The organism is Serratia sp. NPDC087055 (genome assembly GCF_044900985.1).
Taxonomy (GTDB): Bacteria; Pseudomonadota; Gammaproteobacteria; order Enterobacterales; family Enterobacteriaceae; genus Serratia.
This window is the reverse complement of the sequence record NZ_JBJDOG010000001.1, coordinates 1055191-1073046: the sequence shown is the minus strand read 5'-3', so window position 1 is coordinate 1073046 and position 17856 is coordinate 1055191. Positions and strand designations below refer to the sequence as shown.

The following is a 17856-nucleotide window of genomic DNA, read 5'->3' as shown; positions in this document are numbered from 1 at the left end:
CTGTTTTGTCAGATAAAATGCCCGCTCCGGCAGAGACACGGAGCGGATACGTCTTTAAATCTCCAGAATGTACTGGGCGATTTTGAAATAAATAATCAAACCGGTGCCATCAATAAAGGTGGCAATAAACGGCGCAGAGACCACCGCGGGATCAATACCCAGGCGTTTGAGCAGCATGGGGATAATCGAGGAAACAATGGCGCTCCAGACGGTGATGGCGACCAATGACAGACTGACCACCAATGTCACGTCCATCCCTACGCCCATAATCCAGGCCCGCACCCAGGCAGCCACGCCAATGGTGATGGCGATCAGCAGCGAGGTGGATACCTCCTTGCGGATTACCGCCCCCAGATTGCGCAGGCTCACCTCGCCCAACGCCATGGCCCGTACCAATGTAGACGTGATTTGAGTACCGCTGTTACCGCCGGTGCCGATCAGTAATGGGATGAAAAACGCCAATGCGATAGCGGCTTCCAACTGCTCTTCAAACGCCTTTAATACATTACCGGTATAGGCTTCTGCGACAAACAGCATCAGCAACCATACCGAACGCTTGCGCCATAACGCCCAAGGGCTGGTTTCCAGATAAGGTTTGTCCAGTGGCAGACTGGCACCCTGACGCTGTGCATCCTCGGTATTTTCATCTTCGATCAGCCGGGCAATTTCTCGTTCGCCCAGCACGCCCACCAGCGTATTATTCGCCACCACCGGTACCACATCCAAGCCGCCCTTAGCCAGTAAATGAGCGACATCATTGCGATCGTCATCGGGGGAAACCTGGAAATAACTTTGGTTGATCATCACCCCAACGGCTTTATCATGATCGTCGCACTGCAGGAGTTTTTTTACCGATAATGTGCCACGTAAATGATAATCGTCGGCGGTAACAAACAACTGCGTCGGAATTTCTTCGGTTTTAAGTTGCGAAAGAAAATAATCTTTTGCGTTATTAACCGTCATATTGCCGGGGATAGTAATAAAATCGGCATTCATATAGCCCGCGACCGAAGACTCATCATGAGTTTCAGCAGAGGCAAGCGCCGAGGATGGGTGATTTTGATGTAACTTCATTATGTTAGTCCCTATTTCTGTTTGAACTTCAACAGCGAATCGCATAGGGGCGTTAACCACAGAGGGAGTGCAGACAGCCTATCTCCGCGTCCAGGTTTTAGCACTATACAACGTATCTGATGTATTCATCAGAAGTTACCTTGGGCTGAACCTTAATCCGATAAAGCCTGTCTTAACCTTGGGCATCTCTCGATGTCGTCAGATCAGTAACCTGTGTTTGTATAGGAGCCTCGCCAAACGAGATACTGCATATAAACTACGGGGGGCAGTATAGGCGCGGTTTTTTATCGATGAGGAAAAAGTTGGCTAACCGTTTATGAAACATTTAGAAAAAAGTTTCGCGACAAAATAATAAATGCGGGCCAGTACCCTCCCGGCCCACGCGTTATTCTGTCGTTAATGAGCGAGAATATACACATTCTTGTCGTACAGCGGCCCCTGCCGGGTAAAGTCGATACCTTTCACATAGGGTTTGACCAGAGTGGCCTTCGCTTCGTAGTAAACCGGTGCCACTGGCGTGTCTACCGCCAGCACGTCTTCAGCCTGTTGGAAATAGCGTTGTACTTGCTGTGGCGTCTGCGCCGCGGTCGCCTGGTGTAACAAACGATCGTAATTTTCGTTGGCATATTTGGCTGAATTTTCACTGCTGGTAGCGCGGAACACGTTCAGGAACGTAGACGGATCATTGTAGTCTGCCAACCAACGGCTGAAAGCCACGCTGTACTGCCCATTGTTGATATTGTCCAGCACCACCTTCCGTTCCTGGCTCTGCAAGGTGACGTCCACACCCAGGTTCTTTTTCCACATCGCACTGCTGGCGATCACTATTTTCTTGATGGTGGCATCGTTGCTGTACAGCAGCGTGAAACTTAACGGATGTGCCGCATCAAAGCCCGCTTCCGCCAATAGCTTTTTCGCCTGTGCGATACGCTGTTCGCGTGGCCACCCGGCCTCTTGGCCCGCTTGCAGCGTAAAACCACCGGCACCGGTTGGCGTAAACGTCCAGGCCGGCTGTTGGCCATAGCCCAGCACTTTGGTGGCTATGATCTCTTTATCCAGCGCCAGATTTAATGCCTGACGCACGCGGACATCATTGAAGGGAGCCTGCCGGTTGTTAAAGGCAAAGTAACTGGTCGACAGCAGTGGATAGGTGATCAACTGTTCATCACCCAGGCTGTTTTTTAACTGCCGGTACAATTCCGGCGGCGCACTGTAGCCCAATTCAATTTCGCCGGCTCGGAAACGTGCCACTTCAGGGAACCCCTGTAACGGCAGGAACGTCACTTTATTGAGCACCGTGCGGGCGTTATCCCAATACTGGCTGTTGCGTTCCACCACCACTTTCTCATTCACGACCCACTGCGTCAGGCGGAACGCCCCGTTGCCAACAAAGTTCTGCGGTTGAGTCCAATTTTTGCCGTATTTCTCCACCACGTTTCGATTCACCGGCAGCACAGGAAAATGCACTAACTGCTTAAGCAGATAGGAGTTTGGCTCAACCAATGTGACTTGTAGCCTGTGTGCATCCAACGCTTTCACACCCAGCTCGGTTGGCGGTTTGCTGCCGGCGTTAATCTCTGCCGCGTTTAGCACATAGGCCGACGCCAAATAGCTACCATAGGGGGATGCTGTTTTGGGATCGGTGAGGCGCCGCCAGCTGTAGACGAAGTCATCGGCCGTCACCGGATCGCCGTTTGACCATTTGGCTTCCGGCCGCAAATAGAATGTCCAGACATTGCCCTGCTGCACCCATTTTGTCGCCAGCGCGGGGATCACTTCACCGTTTTTACCCACCCGCAGCAAACCTTCAAAAACGTCATTGAAGATATAAAACTCTACGTTACTTTCTGCCAAATTCGGATCAAGCGTTGCCGGCTCATAACCATTGGCCCGGACCAGTTCCTGTACGGTGGCCAGTTGAGCCCCTGCAGGCACGTCGGCGGCGTTAACCGGCACCATCGCCTGTAAAGACAAGATGATTAGACCGGCTAATCCGTTAAGTTTGAATGAATACTTCACGTCGATATCCCTTATTGGTGTTTTGTCGACGTATATATACAGTGAAGCAGTTGAATAAATTAAATGATTAAACGCTATGACTCATAACCAAATAAGCGCGTACCGAACAACATGAATTTCTTTCACAATCAATCGAATATCTGCTGCGTTGGTGAGCCTGTTTGATACTGGTCGAGACGGCGGTTGGCGCTTCCCCATGGCAGCGGGGATCATTGTGATCAACGAAAAGAACAGCGTGGCTTCCGGCGCGTTCTTCAGCTAACGAATACGTCGCGCACGAATTGAAGATGAGGGTTTGAACATAATAAATACTGATGAGAATCAGGTATCAAGGCAGATTATTCAGGCTGAAACTTAATTTTTCCTTAGGATGAGATAATTAGTGAGCAAAATCTAAAAATAAATTAATACGAATCGTTTTCACTATCATTATTAATGTTCTTATATACAATCAGGGCAGCCCAACGCCCGTTAGGCACATTTCGCTTTTATTCTCTGCACTCTCTTAATAAGGATGACTGTATGAAGCTGCGTTTCTCTTCTCTCGGCCCGATTGCCTTGTTGGCATCGTCCATGATGCTGGCGTTCTCGGCCAATGCGGCATCCCAGGATGACGGTATCGTTATTTATAACGCGCAACACGAAAACCTGGTGAAATCCTGGGTTGACGGCTTTACCAAAGACACCGGCATAAAAGTGACCTTGCGTAACGGCGGCGACAGCGAATTGGGCAACCAACTGGTGCAAGAAGGCACCGCATCCCCTGCCGACGTATTTCTGACGGAAAACTCCCCTGCGATGGTGCTGGTAGACAACGCCAAGCTGTTCGCTCCGCTGGACGCAGCAACACTGGCGCAGGTTGAACCGCAGTACCGTCCGCAGCACGGCCGCTGGGTTGGCATTGCCGCCCGCTCAACGGTGTTCGTTTACAATCCGGCGAAACTGACAGAGGCACAGCTGCCTAAGTCCCTGCTGGATCTGGCCAAGCCGGAATGGAAAGGCCGCTGGGCCGCGTCACCTTCAGGTGCTGACTTCCAGGCTATCGTCAGTGCATTGCTGGAGCTCAAAGGCGAAAAAGCCACGCTGGAATGGCTGAAAGCGATGAAGACCAACGCCACCGCCTATAAAGGTAACAGCACCGTGATGAAAGCGGTCAATGCCGGCCAAATCGACAGCGGGGTTATCTATCACTATTATCCGTTCGTCGATGGTGCAAAAACGGGCGAAAACAGTAAAAACATCAAGCTTTACTATTTCAAACACCAGGATCCAGGCGCGTTCGTTAGCATCTCTGGTGGCGGTGTGCTGGCATCCAGCAAGCACCAAAAACAGGCACAGGAGTTCGTTAAGTGGATCACCGGTAAAAACGGCCAAGAGATTCTGCGTACGAACAACGCCTTCGAGTATGCCGTCGGTGTTAATGCTGCCTCCAATCCAAAACTGGTACCGCTGAAAGAACTGGATGCACCAAAAGTTGACGCTTCGTCGCTGAATGGCAAAAAAGTGGTCGAGTTGATGACCGAAGCCGGGCTACTGTAAGCCGGTTTATCAGTACAGAGAGCTTTCAACCCTATGTCGAATATAGGTTTCAACGCCGCGGGCTCAGCCCCGCGGTACGCTTCGACCCGGCGTCATCATCGGCCCGGGCTGTTTATCGTGGCAACGGCCATTTTACTTTCCCTGTTGGCGCTATTGCCGCTGGGGTTTGTCATTAGTGTGGCGTTTGAAACCGGCTGGCAAACGGTTAAAGCTCTGGTATTTCGCCCCCGCGTGGGCGAATTGCTGCTCAACACTCTGCTGTTGGTGATCTTCACCTTACCCATCTGTGCACTTCTTGGGGTGACGCTAGCCTGGCTGACTGAACGTTCGACGTTGCCGGGGCGCCGCATCTGGTCTTTATTGGCGACAGCACCGCTGGCAGTACCCGCCTTCGTGCAAAGTTATGCCTGGATCAGTTTGGTGCCTTCAATGCACGGACTGGGCGCGGGTGTCTTTATTTCTGTGCTCGCCTACTTCCCGTTTATTTATCTGCCGGCCGCCGCGGTTTTGCGCCGCTTGGATCCCGGTATTGAAGACGTCGCCACCTCGTTGGGTAGTCGGCCATTGGCTGTCTTTTTCCGCGTGGTGTTACCGCAGCTAAAACTGGCCATTTGGGGCGGATCACTGCTGATCGCACTGCATTTACTGGCGGAATACGGCCTGTACGCCATGATCCGTTTTGATACCTTTACCACCGCCATTTTCGATCAATTCCAGTCTACCTTTAACGGCCCGGCCGCCAACATGTTGGCGGGTGTGCTGGTGCTGTGCTGTCTGGGGCTGCTGCTGCTGGAGGCCGCCAGCCGTGGTCGGGCGCGTTATGCCCGCGTCGGCTCTGGCAGTGCCCGCAGCCAGACCGCGTATCGACTTGGCAAAATGGCCACCCTATTCGGCCTGCTACTGCCAGTGTGCCTCACGGCGCTGGCACTGGGCGTTCCCTTTATTACGCTAGCCCGATGGCTGGCGCTCGGTGGGCTTGACGTGTGGCGTAACGCCGAGTTATTGCCGGCCTTGCTGCAAACATTGTCGCTGGCCGCCAGCGGCGCATTACTGATCACCTTGTGCGCCATTCCTATGGCCTGGTTGTCGGTACGCTACCCGGCGCGGCTCTATCGCGTGCTGGAAGGCTGCAACTATGTCACCAGTTCACTGCCCGGCATTGTGGTCGCGCTGGCGTTGGTGACCATCACCATTCACAGCTTCCGCCCCATTTACCAAACAGAAATTACCTTGCTGCTGGCCTATTTATTGATGTTTATGCCACGAGCCTTGATCAACCTGCGCGCCGGTATTGCTCAGGCGCCGGTCGAGCTGGAAAACGTGGCACGCAGCCTCGGGCGTTCACCGGCTCAAGCGTTATGGAGTACCACGCTGCGCCTGGCGGCCCCGGGTGCAGCCGCCGGGGCGGCGCTGGTGTTTCTGGCCATCTCCAATGAGTTGACCGCCACTCTGCTACTGGCACCCAACGGGACGCGCACGTTGGCGACCGGTTTCTGGGCATTGACCAGCGAGATCGACTATGTGGCGGCAGCCCCTTACGCTTTGATTATGGTGGGGCTGTCTCTGCCATTGACCTGGCTTCTTTATTCTCAATCCAAACGCACGGCGGGATTATGAGTACGCTTGAACTACACGGCATCAGTAAGTCCTATAACGCAGTTAAGGTGCTGGAGCATATTGATTTACAGGTCGAAGAAGGCAGCCGTACCGCGATTGTCGGCCCTTCGGGCTCTGGGAAAACCACGTTGCTGCGCATCATCGCGGGTTTTGAAATTCCGGATAACGGCCAAGTGATGTTACAAGGCCAGGCGATGGCCAACGGCAACGGTTGGGTACCGGCACACCTGCGTGGCATTGGCTTTGTGCCACAGGACGGCGCGTTATTCCCACACTTTACCGTGGCAGGCAATATTGGATTCGGTCTAAAGGGAAGCAAACGCGACAAACAGTTGCGCATTGATGCATTGATGGAGATGGTGGCGCTGGATCGCCGCCTTGGAGCACTGTGGCCGCACGAGCTGTCCGGCGGACAGCAACAGCGGGTGGCCTTGGCACGTGCATTGTCTCAGCAACCCAAACTGATGTTGCTCGATGAGCCCTTTTCCGCGCTCGATACCGGCCTGCGCGCCGCGACCCGCAAAGCCGTGGCCGAGCTGCTGGCCGAAGCCAAGGTTGCGTCGATTCTGGTGACCCACGATCAAACCGAAGCCCTGTCATTTGCCGATCAGGTCGCGGTGATGCGTAATGGGCGTTTGGCGCAGGTCGGCCCACCACAAGATCTCTATCTGCGACCGGTGGACGAGCCGACAGCCACCTTTTTAGGGGAAACGCTGGTGTTGTCCGCAGAGCTTGAACAAGGCTGGGCCGATTGCGCTCTGGGCCGAATTGCCGTGGACGATTGTCAGCGCCGCGGGCCTGCGCGCATTATGCTGCGCCCAGAACAGATCCAAATTAGCCAGTCTGTGTCACAACAGCAGAGCCAGGCGATCGTGACCAGCATTGATTTTGCCGGTTTTGTCTCGACCTTAAATCTGCGCATGACCGGCAATGACACGGCTATCGAGATTAAAACCGTCAGCCGAGAAGGCATTCGTGCCGGTTCCCACGTCAGCCTGAGTATCATCGGTCAGGCGCACATCTTTGCCGAGTGATGCCGTAGTGGGCGAGTTATCGCCCGCTACCCTGCTGGCCATTTGAGTCGTCTCAATGATCTTCTGCTCTGCCCGCAGCAATGTCGGCACGCAGGCCAATACGGAAAAACCTATCGCAGCCATCACTTAGTAAAACCCCTTCTATCAACTACGATTAATCTGTGACCGGTGTAATCATTCATCCGTCCGGAGATAACCCACAGAGGATTATCATAATTATTCATGCTGTTTGAGCCGCTTCTCTTTAACGCGGCTAAGAAAGGTTAATTATGGCACGTACTACCCCCCTCGAACGCTACCGCAACATCGGCATTTCAGCGCATATTGATGCCGGCAAAACCACCACGACCGAGCGAATTCTGTTTTACACCGGGGTCAGTCACAAGCTGGGCGAAGTGCACGACGGCGCAGCCACCATGGACTGGATGGCACAGGAACAGGAACGCGGTATTACCATTACCTCGGCAGCAACAACCTGTTTCTGGAACGGCATGCAGCATAATTATCCGCAGCATCGTATCAATATCATCGACACCCCAGGCCACGTGGACTTTACCATTGAGGTCGAACGTTCCATGCGCGTGCTGGACGGCGCGGTCATGGTTTATGACTCGGTGGGCGGTGTACAACCGCAATCAGAGACCGTTTGGCGTCAAGCCAATAAATACAAAGTGCCACGTCTGGCGTTCGTCAACAAAATGGACCGCGTCGGTGCGGACTTTTTCCGCGTACGTAAAATGATGATCGAACGTCTGAAGGCCAATCCCGTGCCGATTGTCATTCCTATTGGCGCCGAGGACCACTTCACCGGCGTGGTGGACCTGGTACGCATGAAGGCCATTGTGTGGGACGAAGCGACGCAAGGCATGAGCTTCAGCTTTGAAGAGATCCCCGCAGAACTGCGCGACATTGCCCAAGAGTGGCGAGATAAAATGATCGAAGCCGCCGCCGAAGGTTCGGAAGAACTGATGGATAAATACCTTAATCAGGTGCCGTTGAGCGAAGAGGAGATCGTTCGTGGCCTGCGTCTGCGCACGGTGGCGGGTGAAATCCAGCCCATGCTGTGTGGTTCAGCCTTCCGCAACAAGGGCGTGCAACGCATGCTCGACGCGGTGATCGAACTGATGCCTTCGCCGCTCGACGTTCCGCCCATGGAAGGCCACGATGAGCACGACAAGATTGTTATCCGCCGAGCGTCCGATGACGAAAAGTTTTCCGCGCTGGCGTTTAAACTGATGACCGATCCTTTTGTTGGCCAACTCACCTTTGTGCGGGTTTACTCCGGTGTACTCACCAAGGGCAGCAGCGTTTATAACCCGATCAAAGGCAAGAAAGAGCGTATTGGTCGCATCGTGCAAATGCACGCCAACGATCGCAAAGATGTCGAAGAGCTGCACGCCGGTGATATTGCCGCCTGTGTGGGACTCAAAGACGTCACGACCGGTGACACCCTGTGCGATCCTAACGCCATCATCACGCTGGAAAAAATAGTGTTCCCAGAGCCGGTGATCGCACAAGCCATTGAGCCAAAAACCAAGGCCGATCAGGAGCGAATGGGGATTGCGCTTCAGCGGCTCTCCTCCGAGGATCCCTCTTTCCGCGTGCGCACGGATGAAGACTCCGGCCAGACCATTATTTACGGCATGGGCGAATTGCACCTGGAAATTATCGTCGATCGCATGCGGCGCGAATTTGGCGTGGCAACCACCACCGGCAAACCGCAAGTGTCTTACCGTGAGACGATACGCAAACGCGTGACCGACGTAGAAGGGAAATTCGTGCGTCAATCTGGCGGCAAGGGGCAGTACGGCCACGTGGTGTTGACGGTGGAACCCAATGAACCGGGTAAAGGTTTTGAGTTCATTGATGAGATAAAAGGCGGCGTTATTCCGGGGGAATTCATTCCGGCGGTAAAAAAAGGCGTACTGGAAGCACTGAATAATGGCGTGTTGGCCGGTTATCAGGTGGTCGATGTTAAGGTGCACCTGACCTTCGGTTCATACCACGACGTTGACTCTTCAGAACAAGCGTTCCGCATGGCGGCGATCTTTGGCTTCAAAGAAGCCTGCCGTCAGGCAGACCCGGTAATCCTCGAGCCGATTATGTCGGTAGAAGTAGAAACGCCAGAGGACTACGCCGGCAGCGTGATGGGCGATCTGTCGTCTCGGCGCGGTTTGGTGCAAGGGATGGAGGACCTCCCGGGCGGCGGCGGCAAGGAAATTCACGCCAAGGTGCCGCTGTCCGAGATGTTTGGTTATTCAACTACCCTGCGCTCAATGTCGCAGGGCCGCGCGACTTACACGATGGAGTTCAGCCACTACGCTGAAGCCCCCCATAATGTGGCCGAAGAGATCATCCACCACAGCAAACGCTAAAATCCGCACCTGTCGTGTCCCCACGGCAGGTGTTACTCCTTCGCAGCCAGTGACACCACCACCGGCTGCGGCTTAATCCGCATCGCGTACACCACGCCAATCATCAGGCAGGCAATGCCACCGACGGTCAATAACGGCGGCCACGCCTGACGCAGCATAAAGGTATAGGCGAGCCCTGCCAGAATTTCGAATACGATCAGCGGCCCCACCAACACCGTCGGCAGACGCTGGCTCGCTTCATTCCAGCACAGTGCGCCAATCCACGAGCAGAATATGCCAATAACAAGCATCAAAGGAATAAACAGTTCCGGCCTTGGCCCAAACGGCAATGCAAACGCCGGTTGGGTCATCGCCAACTGGCCGCAAACCAACACGTAGCCCACTAACGCCAGCGGTAACGTCACCAGCCCCTGCGCCGTCGCCCAGGTTGCAGGCCTTTGATTTGGGTTTTCTCGTAACCAGCGGGCATTGCGCAGCGGGAACCAGGTCCAACATGCTACCGCCACTAATGCCAGCCCCAGGCCACTGGTATAGCGCCAGACATCGACAGGTGCCTTATTGCCTTGCAGCTCGGCAACGTTAACCAGTGCCAACCCGCAGGCGATCAACAGCAAGGCTGGCGTGAGTTTACGCCATGAAAGTCGCCCATCCTGTTGGCTGTAAAACAGATTGGCAGTGACCGAAATCACCACCGGCAACGTGCCGATAATCATGGTGGAAACCGGTGCTCCGGTACGTTGTATCGCACTGGCCAGGCACAGGTAATACAACAAGTTACCTATCGCCGTCAGTTTTAATGCTTCCCACCAATCATTACGGTGTAACTTTTTCAATCGACGACGATCAAACCAGGCCAGAGGTAACGCAATCAGGCCAAAAGCCAGGTAACGCCCGGTGGACTGCAATGCCGCAGGATACTCAGGAATTAACACGGGGCCGACAAAAATCAGCCCCCACATCAGCCCAGCAGACAAGGCAAATAACACACCAACAAACATAGTGACTCCGTCAACAACCAGGTACAGCAGCCTGAACCCGTGAATGATATTGGGTGTCAGCCTAATCGACCCGTCAGGGGGAATATTGTAGCAAATTGCTGTTTTACTCACTTTTCGTAGGTACGGGGAAATTCTGCTGCAACGTTGAACGTCTGCAACTTAAGTCCACTCTTGCCATTTAATTGCATAAAAACACGGCCCATTTAAAAAGCCTGCATTGTATGCAGGCTTTCCTTTGGTGCTGGCAGAAATCAGTGCGTCACGCCTGAGTCAATGTTTTTACTCCCACGCGCTGATAGCAAAGGTTCCCTCAGGTTTCACTGGCAAATACTTTTCATAGTAACTTAGGTAATTCTTAACCGGATCAACATCTTTAAACTGTTCTGGATAAAGTGACTTTGCAATAAACTGAATCATGGCAAAATCAGAGAGCGTTCTTGATGCACCTTGATACACACCGAAGAGTTGCTTATTTTTAATGGCTGGCAAAGAACTCCACCCCTGGCGTGTAGAGAACCCAATAAGCTGTTGAATTGATATGTTTTTATCAACACCCACCCCCATCGAAAGCGCTGAGGCAATCTTGTTGTTTTCTCTTCCTGAGATGAAAATAGCATCAGGCTTCGAAACGAGAAGTTGTTCTGGATTAATCACGCCCCACCACTCAAAAAGCGGTTCAGCGATATTGTCTGCCCCCGCAAGCTTCAGCATCGCTCCCCACATATTCTTACCGTAAGTGAAGGAGTAATCATCAGGACCTTTATTGCCAAACTCGATATAAACTTTGGGTTTCTTTAATCCTGACGCAGCCACTCTACGTTGTACATCGGCAATGTTATTAGCGTATAACGCTGACAATTCCTGAGCGCGTTTTTCTTGCCCTGTCAGTATGCCAAATATTTTTGTTGAGCTGACATGTCTTTCTACAGTTTGCGCATTGTAGTCTACCACGACGACCGGAATGTTTAATTCTTCAAGGCGAGAGACTTCATGTTTAAGAGCAACGTATTGCCACTCTGCCAAAATAATAACGTCGGGTTTCAATGATATTATATTTTCGAGCGAAATATTATGCAGGTCCACTTCGCCAATATCGGCGATACGGGCCAGCGATGGCATATGCTTAACATACATACTCCAATTCGCAGGGACTTTCCCTCGCCAGGCCTCACGAGAAATACCAATGACGTGTTCGTACGCGACTTCCCCGCCGACAGCCATGTAGTCTTCAAAGTAAAACCCCAAGACCGCCCTTTTGACGGGGGTCTCAAGCGTAACTTGCCGCCCCAGGACATCCGTTAATGTCGTGGTGGCAGCATTTGTGGTGCCAGACAGGGTTAACAAAAGGGTAAAGAACGTACAGCTTATGAAGTTTCGAACGCCCATAAAATAGCAATCCTCAGGAGTTGGGGTTGTTCTTAATCATTTTTCATTTCATTATTCTGAATGCAAAAACGCAAATGATAATAATTTCCATTAAGCTTTATATCAACCAGAATCGCTGTGTCTATTCACGGTTAGAGGTAAAATTCTGCGCGTGACAAACCCTTCAGCATGACTCGCCAGATAATTTTGCTAATGCAGCATAAAAAAAAGAATTATCACGTTAACGGAAAATACATCTTGGACAGAGAACAAGCAGCATTCGCCTACTTAGCTTAATATCGGCGGTAATAACGGAAAGGGTATAAGGCCACGCATTGCCCCTATTTATTGCGCGTTATTCGGTGCCCTTCATCTGACGCATCTTGTGGCCCCTCTTTTCAGCGGCCTCCAACTTGTTTTTGATAGCGGACAGGAGTGACACCGTAACGATTAGCAAAAGCCCGCGTCAAATGCGCCTGATCGGTTAATCCCGTTGCCGCCGCGACCTGTGCCGCAGGTATACCGCGCCCCAACATCTGTTTGGCCTGCGACAAACGGATTGCCATCAGCATCTGCTGGGGAGACACATGGTATTCGGCTTTGAATTTACGCAGAAAATGATAGGGACTGAGAGACACCAACGATGCCAGTTGGCCCAATGTAATCGCAGCGGAGAAGTTATCGTGCAGGTAACTTTTGACAATATCAAAACGGTGCGTCGACTCGGCCTTCAACGATCTTGATACCTGGATATGAGGGCGAAAAACGGCGACGATCTGCAATAACAAACTGTCAATCGTAAGCGGGTCATCAGTTTGCCACAGGGCGGCCAGCATGGCGGACAGTTGCCGCGCCGCTAATGGATCCTCGCGGACCGCATCGGTAAACCAAAACCCCTGCTCACCTGACAATAGCTCCAGGGTCGCCGGCTCCAGATACAGCATGCGGTAATTCCAGCCACCGACGGTTTCCGCCTGGCCGGTATGCAGTTCGTCGGGGTTCATCAACACCAGTGAACCCGGCGCCGCCACATGTTGCGCGCCACGGTAACGGAAACGCTCAGCACCAAAATCGACGGTCCCGATGGCAAAAGCGTCATGCGAATGCGGTTCAAAGGCATAGCGTTCAATATGGGCATGATAAAGTTCTACACCCGGCACCTGCGGCAAACGCCGAAACTGTGCGCTGTCCTTTTCAAAGGGAAACGCTAATGGAACACCCTGCACCGTACCGTCCTGCTTCAATGTTGCTGATGCCGATATGATAGTCAACACAACGGGTTTTGAGTAGTGCACTGCCCGGTACTCTGGACGCTGCGGCTCATTCAGCGTAGGGTATTTTACCCAGTGTCCGGTACCTGCAATTCAGCGCCGGGCTATCGATTATCCCGCCGCAGAGTGGGAACACGGTCTTTAATCCCCTGAAAGTAAGAGGCAACAATGTATCCAGATACCCAACTCTATATTGACGGACAATGGCGCAACGCAGTTGCTGGCAAAACCACGCCGGTCACGAATCCCGCCACCGATGAGGTTATTGGCAACGTGGCTCACGCCACAGCAGCCGATCTCGATCTGGCGCTGACCGCAACCGAGCGCGGCTTCAAAATTTGGCGTGAAACCTCTGCCTATCAGCGGGCCAACCTGATGCGTAAAGCCGCAGCATTGTTGCGTGAACGTGCCGAGAAAATTGCCCTGACCATGAGCCAGGAACAGGGTAAACCGGTGGCGCAGGCCAAGGTTGAGATCCTGAACTCGGCAGACGTGATTGACTGGTTTGCCGGCGAAGCCAGCCGCACTTATGGCCAGATTATTCCATCCCGCAGTCAGGATGTTCAACAGCAAACGCTGAAGCTGCCGGTAGGCCCGGTTGCTGCGTTCACGCCGTGGAACTTCCCGATTAACCAGATTGTGCGCAAGCTGTCCGCCGCTCTGGCAGCCGGGTGTTCAATCATCATTAAAGGGCCGGAAGAAACCCCGGCCTCGCCGGCAGAGTTGATTCGCGCCTTTGCCGATGCCGGCATTCCCGCTGGCGTGATCGCGTTGGTTTACGGCACCCCAGCAGAGATTTCCGAATACCTGATCCCGCACCCTGGCATTCGCAAAATCTCGTTCACCGGTTCCACCCGCGTGGGCAAACACCTGGCGGCGCTGGCGGGTCAGCACATGAAAAAGGCCACCATGGAGCTGGGCGGTCATGCCCCAGTGCTAATTTTTGACGATGCCGATCTCGACACCGCGGCGAAAGAGCTGGCACTGGCCAAGTTCCGTAATGCCGGACAGGTCTGCATTGCACCGACCCGTTTCCTGATCCAGCAAGGCGTTTATGAAGCCTTTGTCGAGAAATTCACCGCAGCAGTACGCGATATCAAGCTGGGCAACGGTCAGCAGGACGGTGTGACCATGGGGCCAATGGTGCTGCAACGCAGCGTAGATGCCATAGAAGCCTTCGTGAAAGATGCCATTACCGAGGGAGCCAAAGCCACCACCGGCGGAAAACGTGTAGCAGGCCCTGGCAATTTCTTTGAGCCGACGGTGTTGCGCGACGTCCCGTTGAGTGCTCGTGCGATGTCTGAAGAGCCGTTTGGCCCAGTCGCCCTGCTGCGGCCATTTGCAACCTATGAGGAGGCTATCGCCGAGGCCAATCGCCTGCCTTACGGTTTGGCAGCCTACGCGTACAGCCGTAGCATCGCGACCGTGAACGCGTTGGGACGCGATGTGGAAAGCGGCATGCTCAGCATTAACCACATTGGTTTTGGCCTGCCTGAAACGCCGTTTGGCGGGGTGAAAGACTCTGGTCACGGCACCGAAGGCGGCAGCGAAGCGATCGAATCCTACCTGGAAACCCGCTTTGTCACCGTCGCGGGCCGTTAATTAACCTAAGCGAAAAAAATGCCCCGTTCTCACGGGGCATTTTATCATCGGGCCTTGTCGAACAGTTCCCGTGCCGCCGGGGTTAAACCCAGCATATGGATGCAGGCATGTACCATGCCCGGCAGCCGTTCACAGCGCACCGCAACCCCGTCCTCCCGCAGACGCCGGGCATAATCCTCCGCCTCATCGCGCAACGGATCATACTCGCAGCTCAATATGGTTGCCGGGGGCAACCGGCTTAACGTTGCTGCATGCAAGGGTTCTGCGTAAGGCTCTGGGTGATCGCGCTCTTCAGGCAGATACTGACGCCAGCAAAATTCCATCACTTCCCGCGTCAGAAAATAGCCTTGTGCGTAGTCGACGTAGCTGGCCGTATCCATAGCCCGGCTCAAGGCCGGGTACAGCAACAGCTGATGTTCAATCTGCGGGCCATCCCAGTCGCGAGCCAATAGCGCAACGGCCGCGGCCAGATTCCCCCCCGCGCTGTCACCACCAACCGCGATACGTGTGGCATCGAATCCCCACACATCCGCCTGTTCAATCACGCCGCACAATGCCTGATACACGTCATCCAACGGCCGTGGATAGGGATGTTCCGGTGCCAAACGATAATCAACCGACAGGATCATGCGGCCTGTGGCATTGGCCAGTGCCTGGCAAGGCTGGTCATACAGCGCCAGTGAGCCCAGACACCAGCCGCCACCGTGGGCGTACAACATTGCCGGTATGGGGGCACGCGCATCCACGCCCAATGGCGTGTAAGCACGAATAGCAATATTGTGCCCGTCGCTGGCGGTGACCCATCCGTTCTTGATCCCGCCACTGGCATCGGGCTCACCTTGCAACTGCAACAGCCCGTTTTCTGCTGCCGCACGCATCTCAGACAGAGATTCCGGTGCGGTTGCCTGCGCCGCGTCCGCCAGGAAGTGGGCAATCTGCGGATTAAGCGGCATCAGCCTGGCCCTCCAGCAAGAACGGTATCACCAACGCAATAAACGCCTCATGGGACTCTTCGGTAATGAAATGCCCACACCCGGCAACCGTTTCACCACGCAGGTTAGTGGCGTTATCGCGCAAGGTGACAAAAGGCGCATCTCCAGTGGCGTGCTCGGCTCCAATGGTCATCACCGGCATGGTCAGGCGGGTTTCAGCCCGACGCTGATTTTGCCGTATGGTTTCCGGAATGGCGCGGTAGTAATCAAAACCGGCCCGCAGGCTACCCGGTGCCGAATAGGCCGTGATATACGTTTCCGCCGCGACCCGATCGCGGCGATAAGACCAACGATTAAAGATATAGCTGAGGTACTCTCGCTCACGGCCCAACGTCAATGCCTCCGGCAGGTCCGTCAGTTGGTTGAACATGAAGTGCCACAGGAAAATGTTCTGGTCGGCGGGCACAAAAATCGGCGGTGCGGGTGCAAGCCCAGGGATCACCGCCTCCGTCAGTACCACCCCCGTGACCGCCTGTGGGAAGTCACTGGCCATCGCGTACCCGATCCACATCCCTATATCATGACCGACCAATTGATAACTCGGGTACCCAAGCTGCAGCATGGTCTGGTGCAGCGTGGCAGCGACACTGCCGGTGTCATAGCCGCCCACAGGCTTGTCTGAATCCCCGATACCTGGGGGATCTACCGCGATGGCTTTAAAACCGGCTGCCGCCAGCGCTTGCATAACATGCCGCCAGGTGTACCAGGTTTGTGGCCACCCAGGAATCAACAGCACCGGACGACCTTCGCCAAGCGTTACACAGTGAATTCGGTTGCCATTTACCCGCGCATAGACGTGTTCTGGCTCAGGTCCATGTTGCGTGGACCCGTTATTTTGCAGTGTCATCGGTGTTCTCCGTGAAGGATTAAGGTGGCTCAGCGCAGGCCAAGCAAGGCATTGATTTGTTGTTGGTCAACCGGTGCGCCGGCAAAATCATCAAACACCTTGTCGGTGACGTTGATGATATGGTCACGAATAAAGGCTGCGCCTTCACGGGCCCCGTCTTGTGGGTGTTTCAGGCAGCATTCCCATTCCAGCGTTGCCCAGCCTTGATAACCGTGCTGCGTCAGCCGTGAAAATATGCCCTTGAAATCCACCTGCCCATCGCCCAGCGAGCGGAAACGCCCTGCGCGTTCAGTCCAGGATTGATAACCGCCGTAGATCCCCTGCCGACCGGTCGGATTAAACTCCGCGTCCTTGACGTGGAACATGCGAATAAAATCCTTATAAATATCAATACAATCCAGATAGTTAAGTTGTTGCAGCACGAAGTGACTCGGGTCGAACAGTATCTGACAGCGCGGATGGCCGCCAACGCGCTGATGGAACATTTCGAAGGTCGCGCCATCGTGCAAATCTTCGCTGGGATGAATTTCATAGCACAGGTTCACCCCTTGCTCGTCACAGGCATTGAGTATCGGCAGCCAGCGCTTGGCCAACTCATCGAAGGCCGTTTCAATCAGCCCCGCCGGTCTCTGTGGGAAGGGGAACAAATAGGGCCAGGCCAGTGAACCTGAAAACGTGCCCATCTCAGTCAGCCCCAGTCGTGCAGAGGCTTTGGCCGCCAACAGGAGCTGCTGGTGCGCCCACTCACCGCGTGCCTTCGGATTGCCGTGTAAAGCCGGTGGCGCAAAGCTGTCACATAGCGCGTCATAAGCCGGGTGTACCGCCATCAGCTGACCAAAAATGTGGGTGGTCAGTTCGCTGACCTCCAGCCCATGTGCTGCCAACATACCGACCAGATCGTCGCAATACGTCTGGCTTTCTGCGGCCGTTGCCAAGTCAAACAGGCGGCTATCCCACGCGGGGATTTGCAGGGCTTTAAAACCGGTTTTCGCGGCCCAGTCGGCTATCGCCGGCAGGCTGTTAAAGGGGGCAGCGTCGTCGCTGAATTGTGCGAGGTGCAGGCTTGGACCTTTCAGGGTTTTCATCGTAAACTCCTATTGTTTGTCGATCGACAAACAATATG

13 protein-coding genes and 1 riboswitch are annotated in these 17856 nt (G+C 54.1%); of the genes, 5 read left to right on the top strand and 8 right to left on the bottom strand.

Translation table 11 applies throughout. The features are described from left to right. Window positions 1-54: 54 nt before the first annotated feature. On the bottom strand, window positions 55-1119 hold the full coding sequence (gene mgtE / locus ACI2J2_RS05135) for a magnesium transporter (protein ID WP_209633571.1): 1065 nt from the start codon (window positions 1117-1119) through the stop codon (window positions 55-57). A 30-nt stretch (window positions 1120-1149) separates the two neighbouring features. Further along, window positions 1150-1323: riboswitch (M-box (ykoK) riboswitch) on the bottom strand. 147 nt (window positions 1324-1470) lie between these two features. Next, entirely contained in the window at window positions 1471-3093 is a 1623-nt protein-coding gene (locus ACI2J2_RS05130) for an ABC transporter substrate-binding protein (RefSeq protein WP_404759570.1), read from the bottom strand. Between the two features lie 522 nt (window positions 3094-3615). Here ACI2J2_RS05130 and ACI2J2_RS05125 point away from each other — a divergent pair. The 4 genes from ACI2J2_RS05125 (at window position 3616) to fusA (ending at window position 9658) form a co-directional block, all read left to right on the top strand. After that, entirely contained in the window at window positions 3616-4632 is a 1017-nt protein-coding gene (locus tag ACI2J2_RS05125; RefSeq protein ID WP_265553333.1) for an iron ABC transporter substrate-binding protein, read from the top strand. A 33-nt stretch (window positions 4633-4665) separates the two neighbouring features. Then, on the top strand, window positions 4666-6249 hold the full coding sequence (locus tag ACI2J2_RS05120) for an iron ABC transporter permease (protein ID WP_209633574.1): 1584 nt from the start codon (window positions 4666-4668) through the stop codon (window positions 6247-6249). Then, the gene (locus ACI2J2_RS05115; RefSeq protein WP_209633576.1) at window positions 6246-7283 is read left to right on the top strand and encodes an ABC transporter ATP-binding protein; all 1038 of its coding nucleotides are present in this window, start codon (window positions 6246-6248) and stop codon (window positions 7281-7283) included. Before ACI2J2_RS05120 ends, ACI2J2_RS05115 begins: the two co-directional genes overlap by 4 nt. 269 nt (window positions 7284-7552) lie before the next feature. Next, window positions 7553-9658, top strand: a complete 2106-nt coding sequence (gene fusA, locus ACI2J2_RS05110) for an elongation factor G (protein ID WP_209633578.1) — start codon at window positions 7553-7555, stop codon at window positions 9656-9658. A gap of 32 nt (window positions 9659-9690) precedes the next feature. Here fusA and ACI2J2_RS05105 read toward each other — a convergent pair whose 3' ends face one another. The 3 genes from ACI2J2_RS05105 to ACI2J2_RS05095 all read right to left on the bottom strand — a co-directional run bounded on the left by ACI2J2_RS05105 (window position 9691) and on the right by ACI2J2_RS05095 (window position 13247). Further along, window positions 9691-10656, bottom strand: a complete 966-nt coding sequence (locus tag ACI2J2_RS05105) for a DMT family transporter (RefSeq protein WP_209633580.1) — start codon at window positions 10654-10656, stop codon at window positions 9691-9693. 279 nt (window positions 10657-10935) lie between these two features. Further along, window positions 10936-12042, bottom strand: coding sequence for an ABC transporter substrate-binding protein (locus tag ACI2J2_RS05100; protein ID WP_404759569.1), 1107 nt, complete (start codon window positions 12040-12042; stop codon window positions 10936-10938). Window positions 12043-12419: 377 nt separating this feature from the next. Continuing rightward, a complete protein-coding gene (locus tag ACI2J2_RS05095) occupies window positions 12420-13247 on the bottom strand; it encodes an AraC family ligand binding domain-containing protein (RefSeq protein WP_404760272.1) in 828 nt (275 codons plus the stop codon). Between the two features lie 213 nt (window positions 13248-13460). Here ACI2J2_RS05095 and ACI2J2_RS05090 point away from each other — a divergent pair, with 213 nt between their 5' ends. Continuing rightward, entirely contained in the window at window positions 13461-14894 is a 1434-nt protein-coding gene (locus ACI2J2_RS05090) for an NAD-dependent succinate-semialdehyde dehydrogenase (RefSeq protein WP_404759568.1), read from the top strand. 44 nt (window positions 14895-14938) lie between these two features. Here the strand turns inward: ACI2J2_RS05090 and ACI2J2_RS05085 are convergent, their stop codons facing one another. Genes ACI2J2_RS05085 through ACI2J2_RS05075 form a run of 3 tightly spaced genes read right to left on the bottom strand, consistent with a single transcriptional unit; the run spans window position 14939 to window position 17818 of the window. Then, window positions 14939-15847 (bottom strand): alpha/beta hydrolase, encoded by a 909-nt coding sequence (locus ACI2J2_RS05085; RefSeq protein WP_404759567.1) that lies wholly within the window; start codon window positions 15845-15847, stop codon window positions 14939-14941. Continuing rightward, a complete protein-coding gene (locus tag ACI2J2_RS05080) occupies window positions 15837-16733 on the bottom strand; it encodes an alpha/beta fold hydrolase (protein WP_404759566.1) in 897 nt (298 codons plus the stop codon). The genes ACI2J2_RS05085 and ACI2J2_RS05080 overlap by 11 nt, the downstream gene beginning before the upstream one ends. A gap of 29 nt (window positions 16734-16762) precedes the next feature. Next, window positions 16763-17818 carry a sugar phosphate isomerase/epimerase family protein gene (locus ACI2J2_RS05075; RefSeq protein WP_404759565.1) on the bottom strand — a complete coding sequence of 352 codons (1056 nt, stop codon included), beginning with the start codon at window positions 17816-17818 and terminating at the stop codon, window positions 16763-16765. Between the last annotated feature and the right edge of the window lie 38 nt (window positions 17819-17856).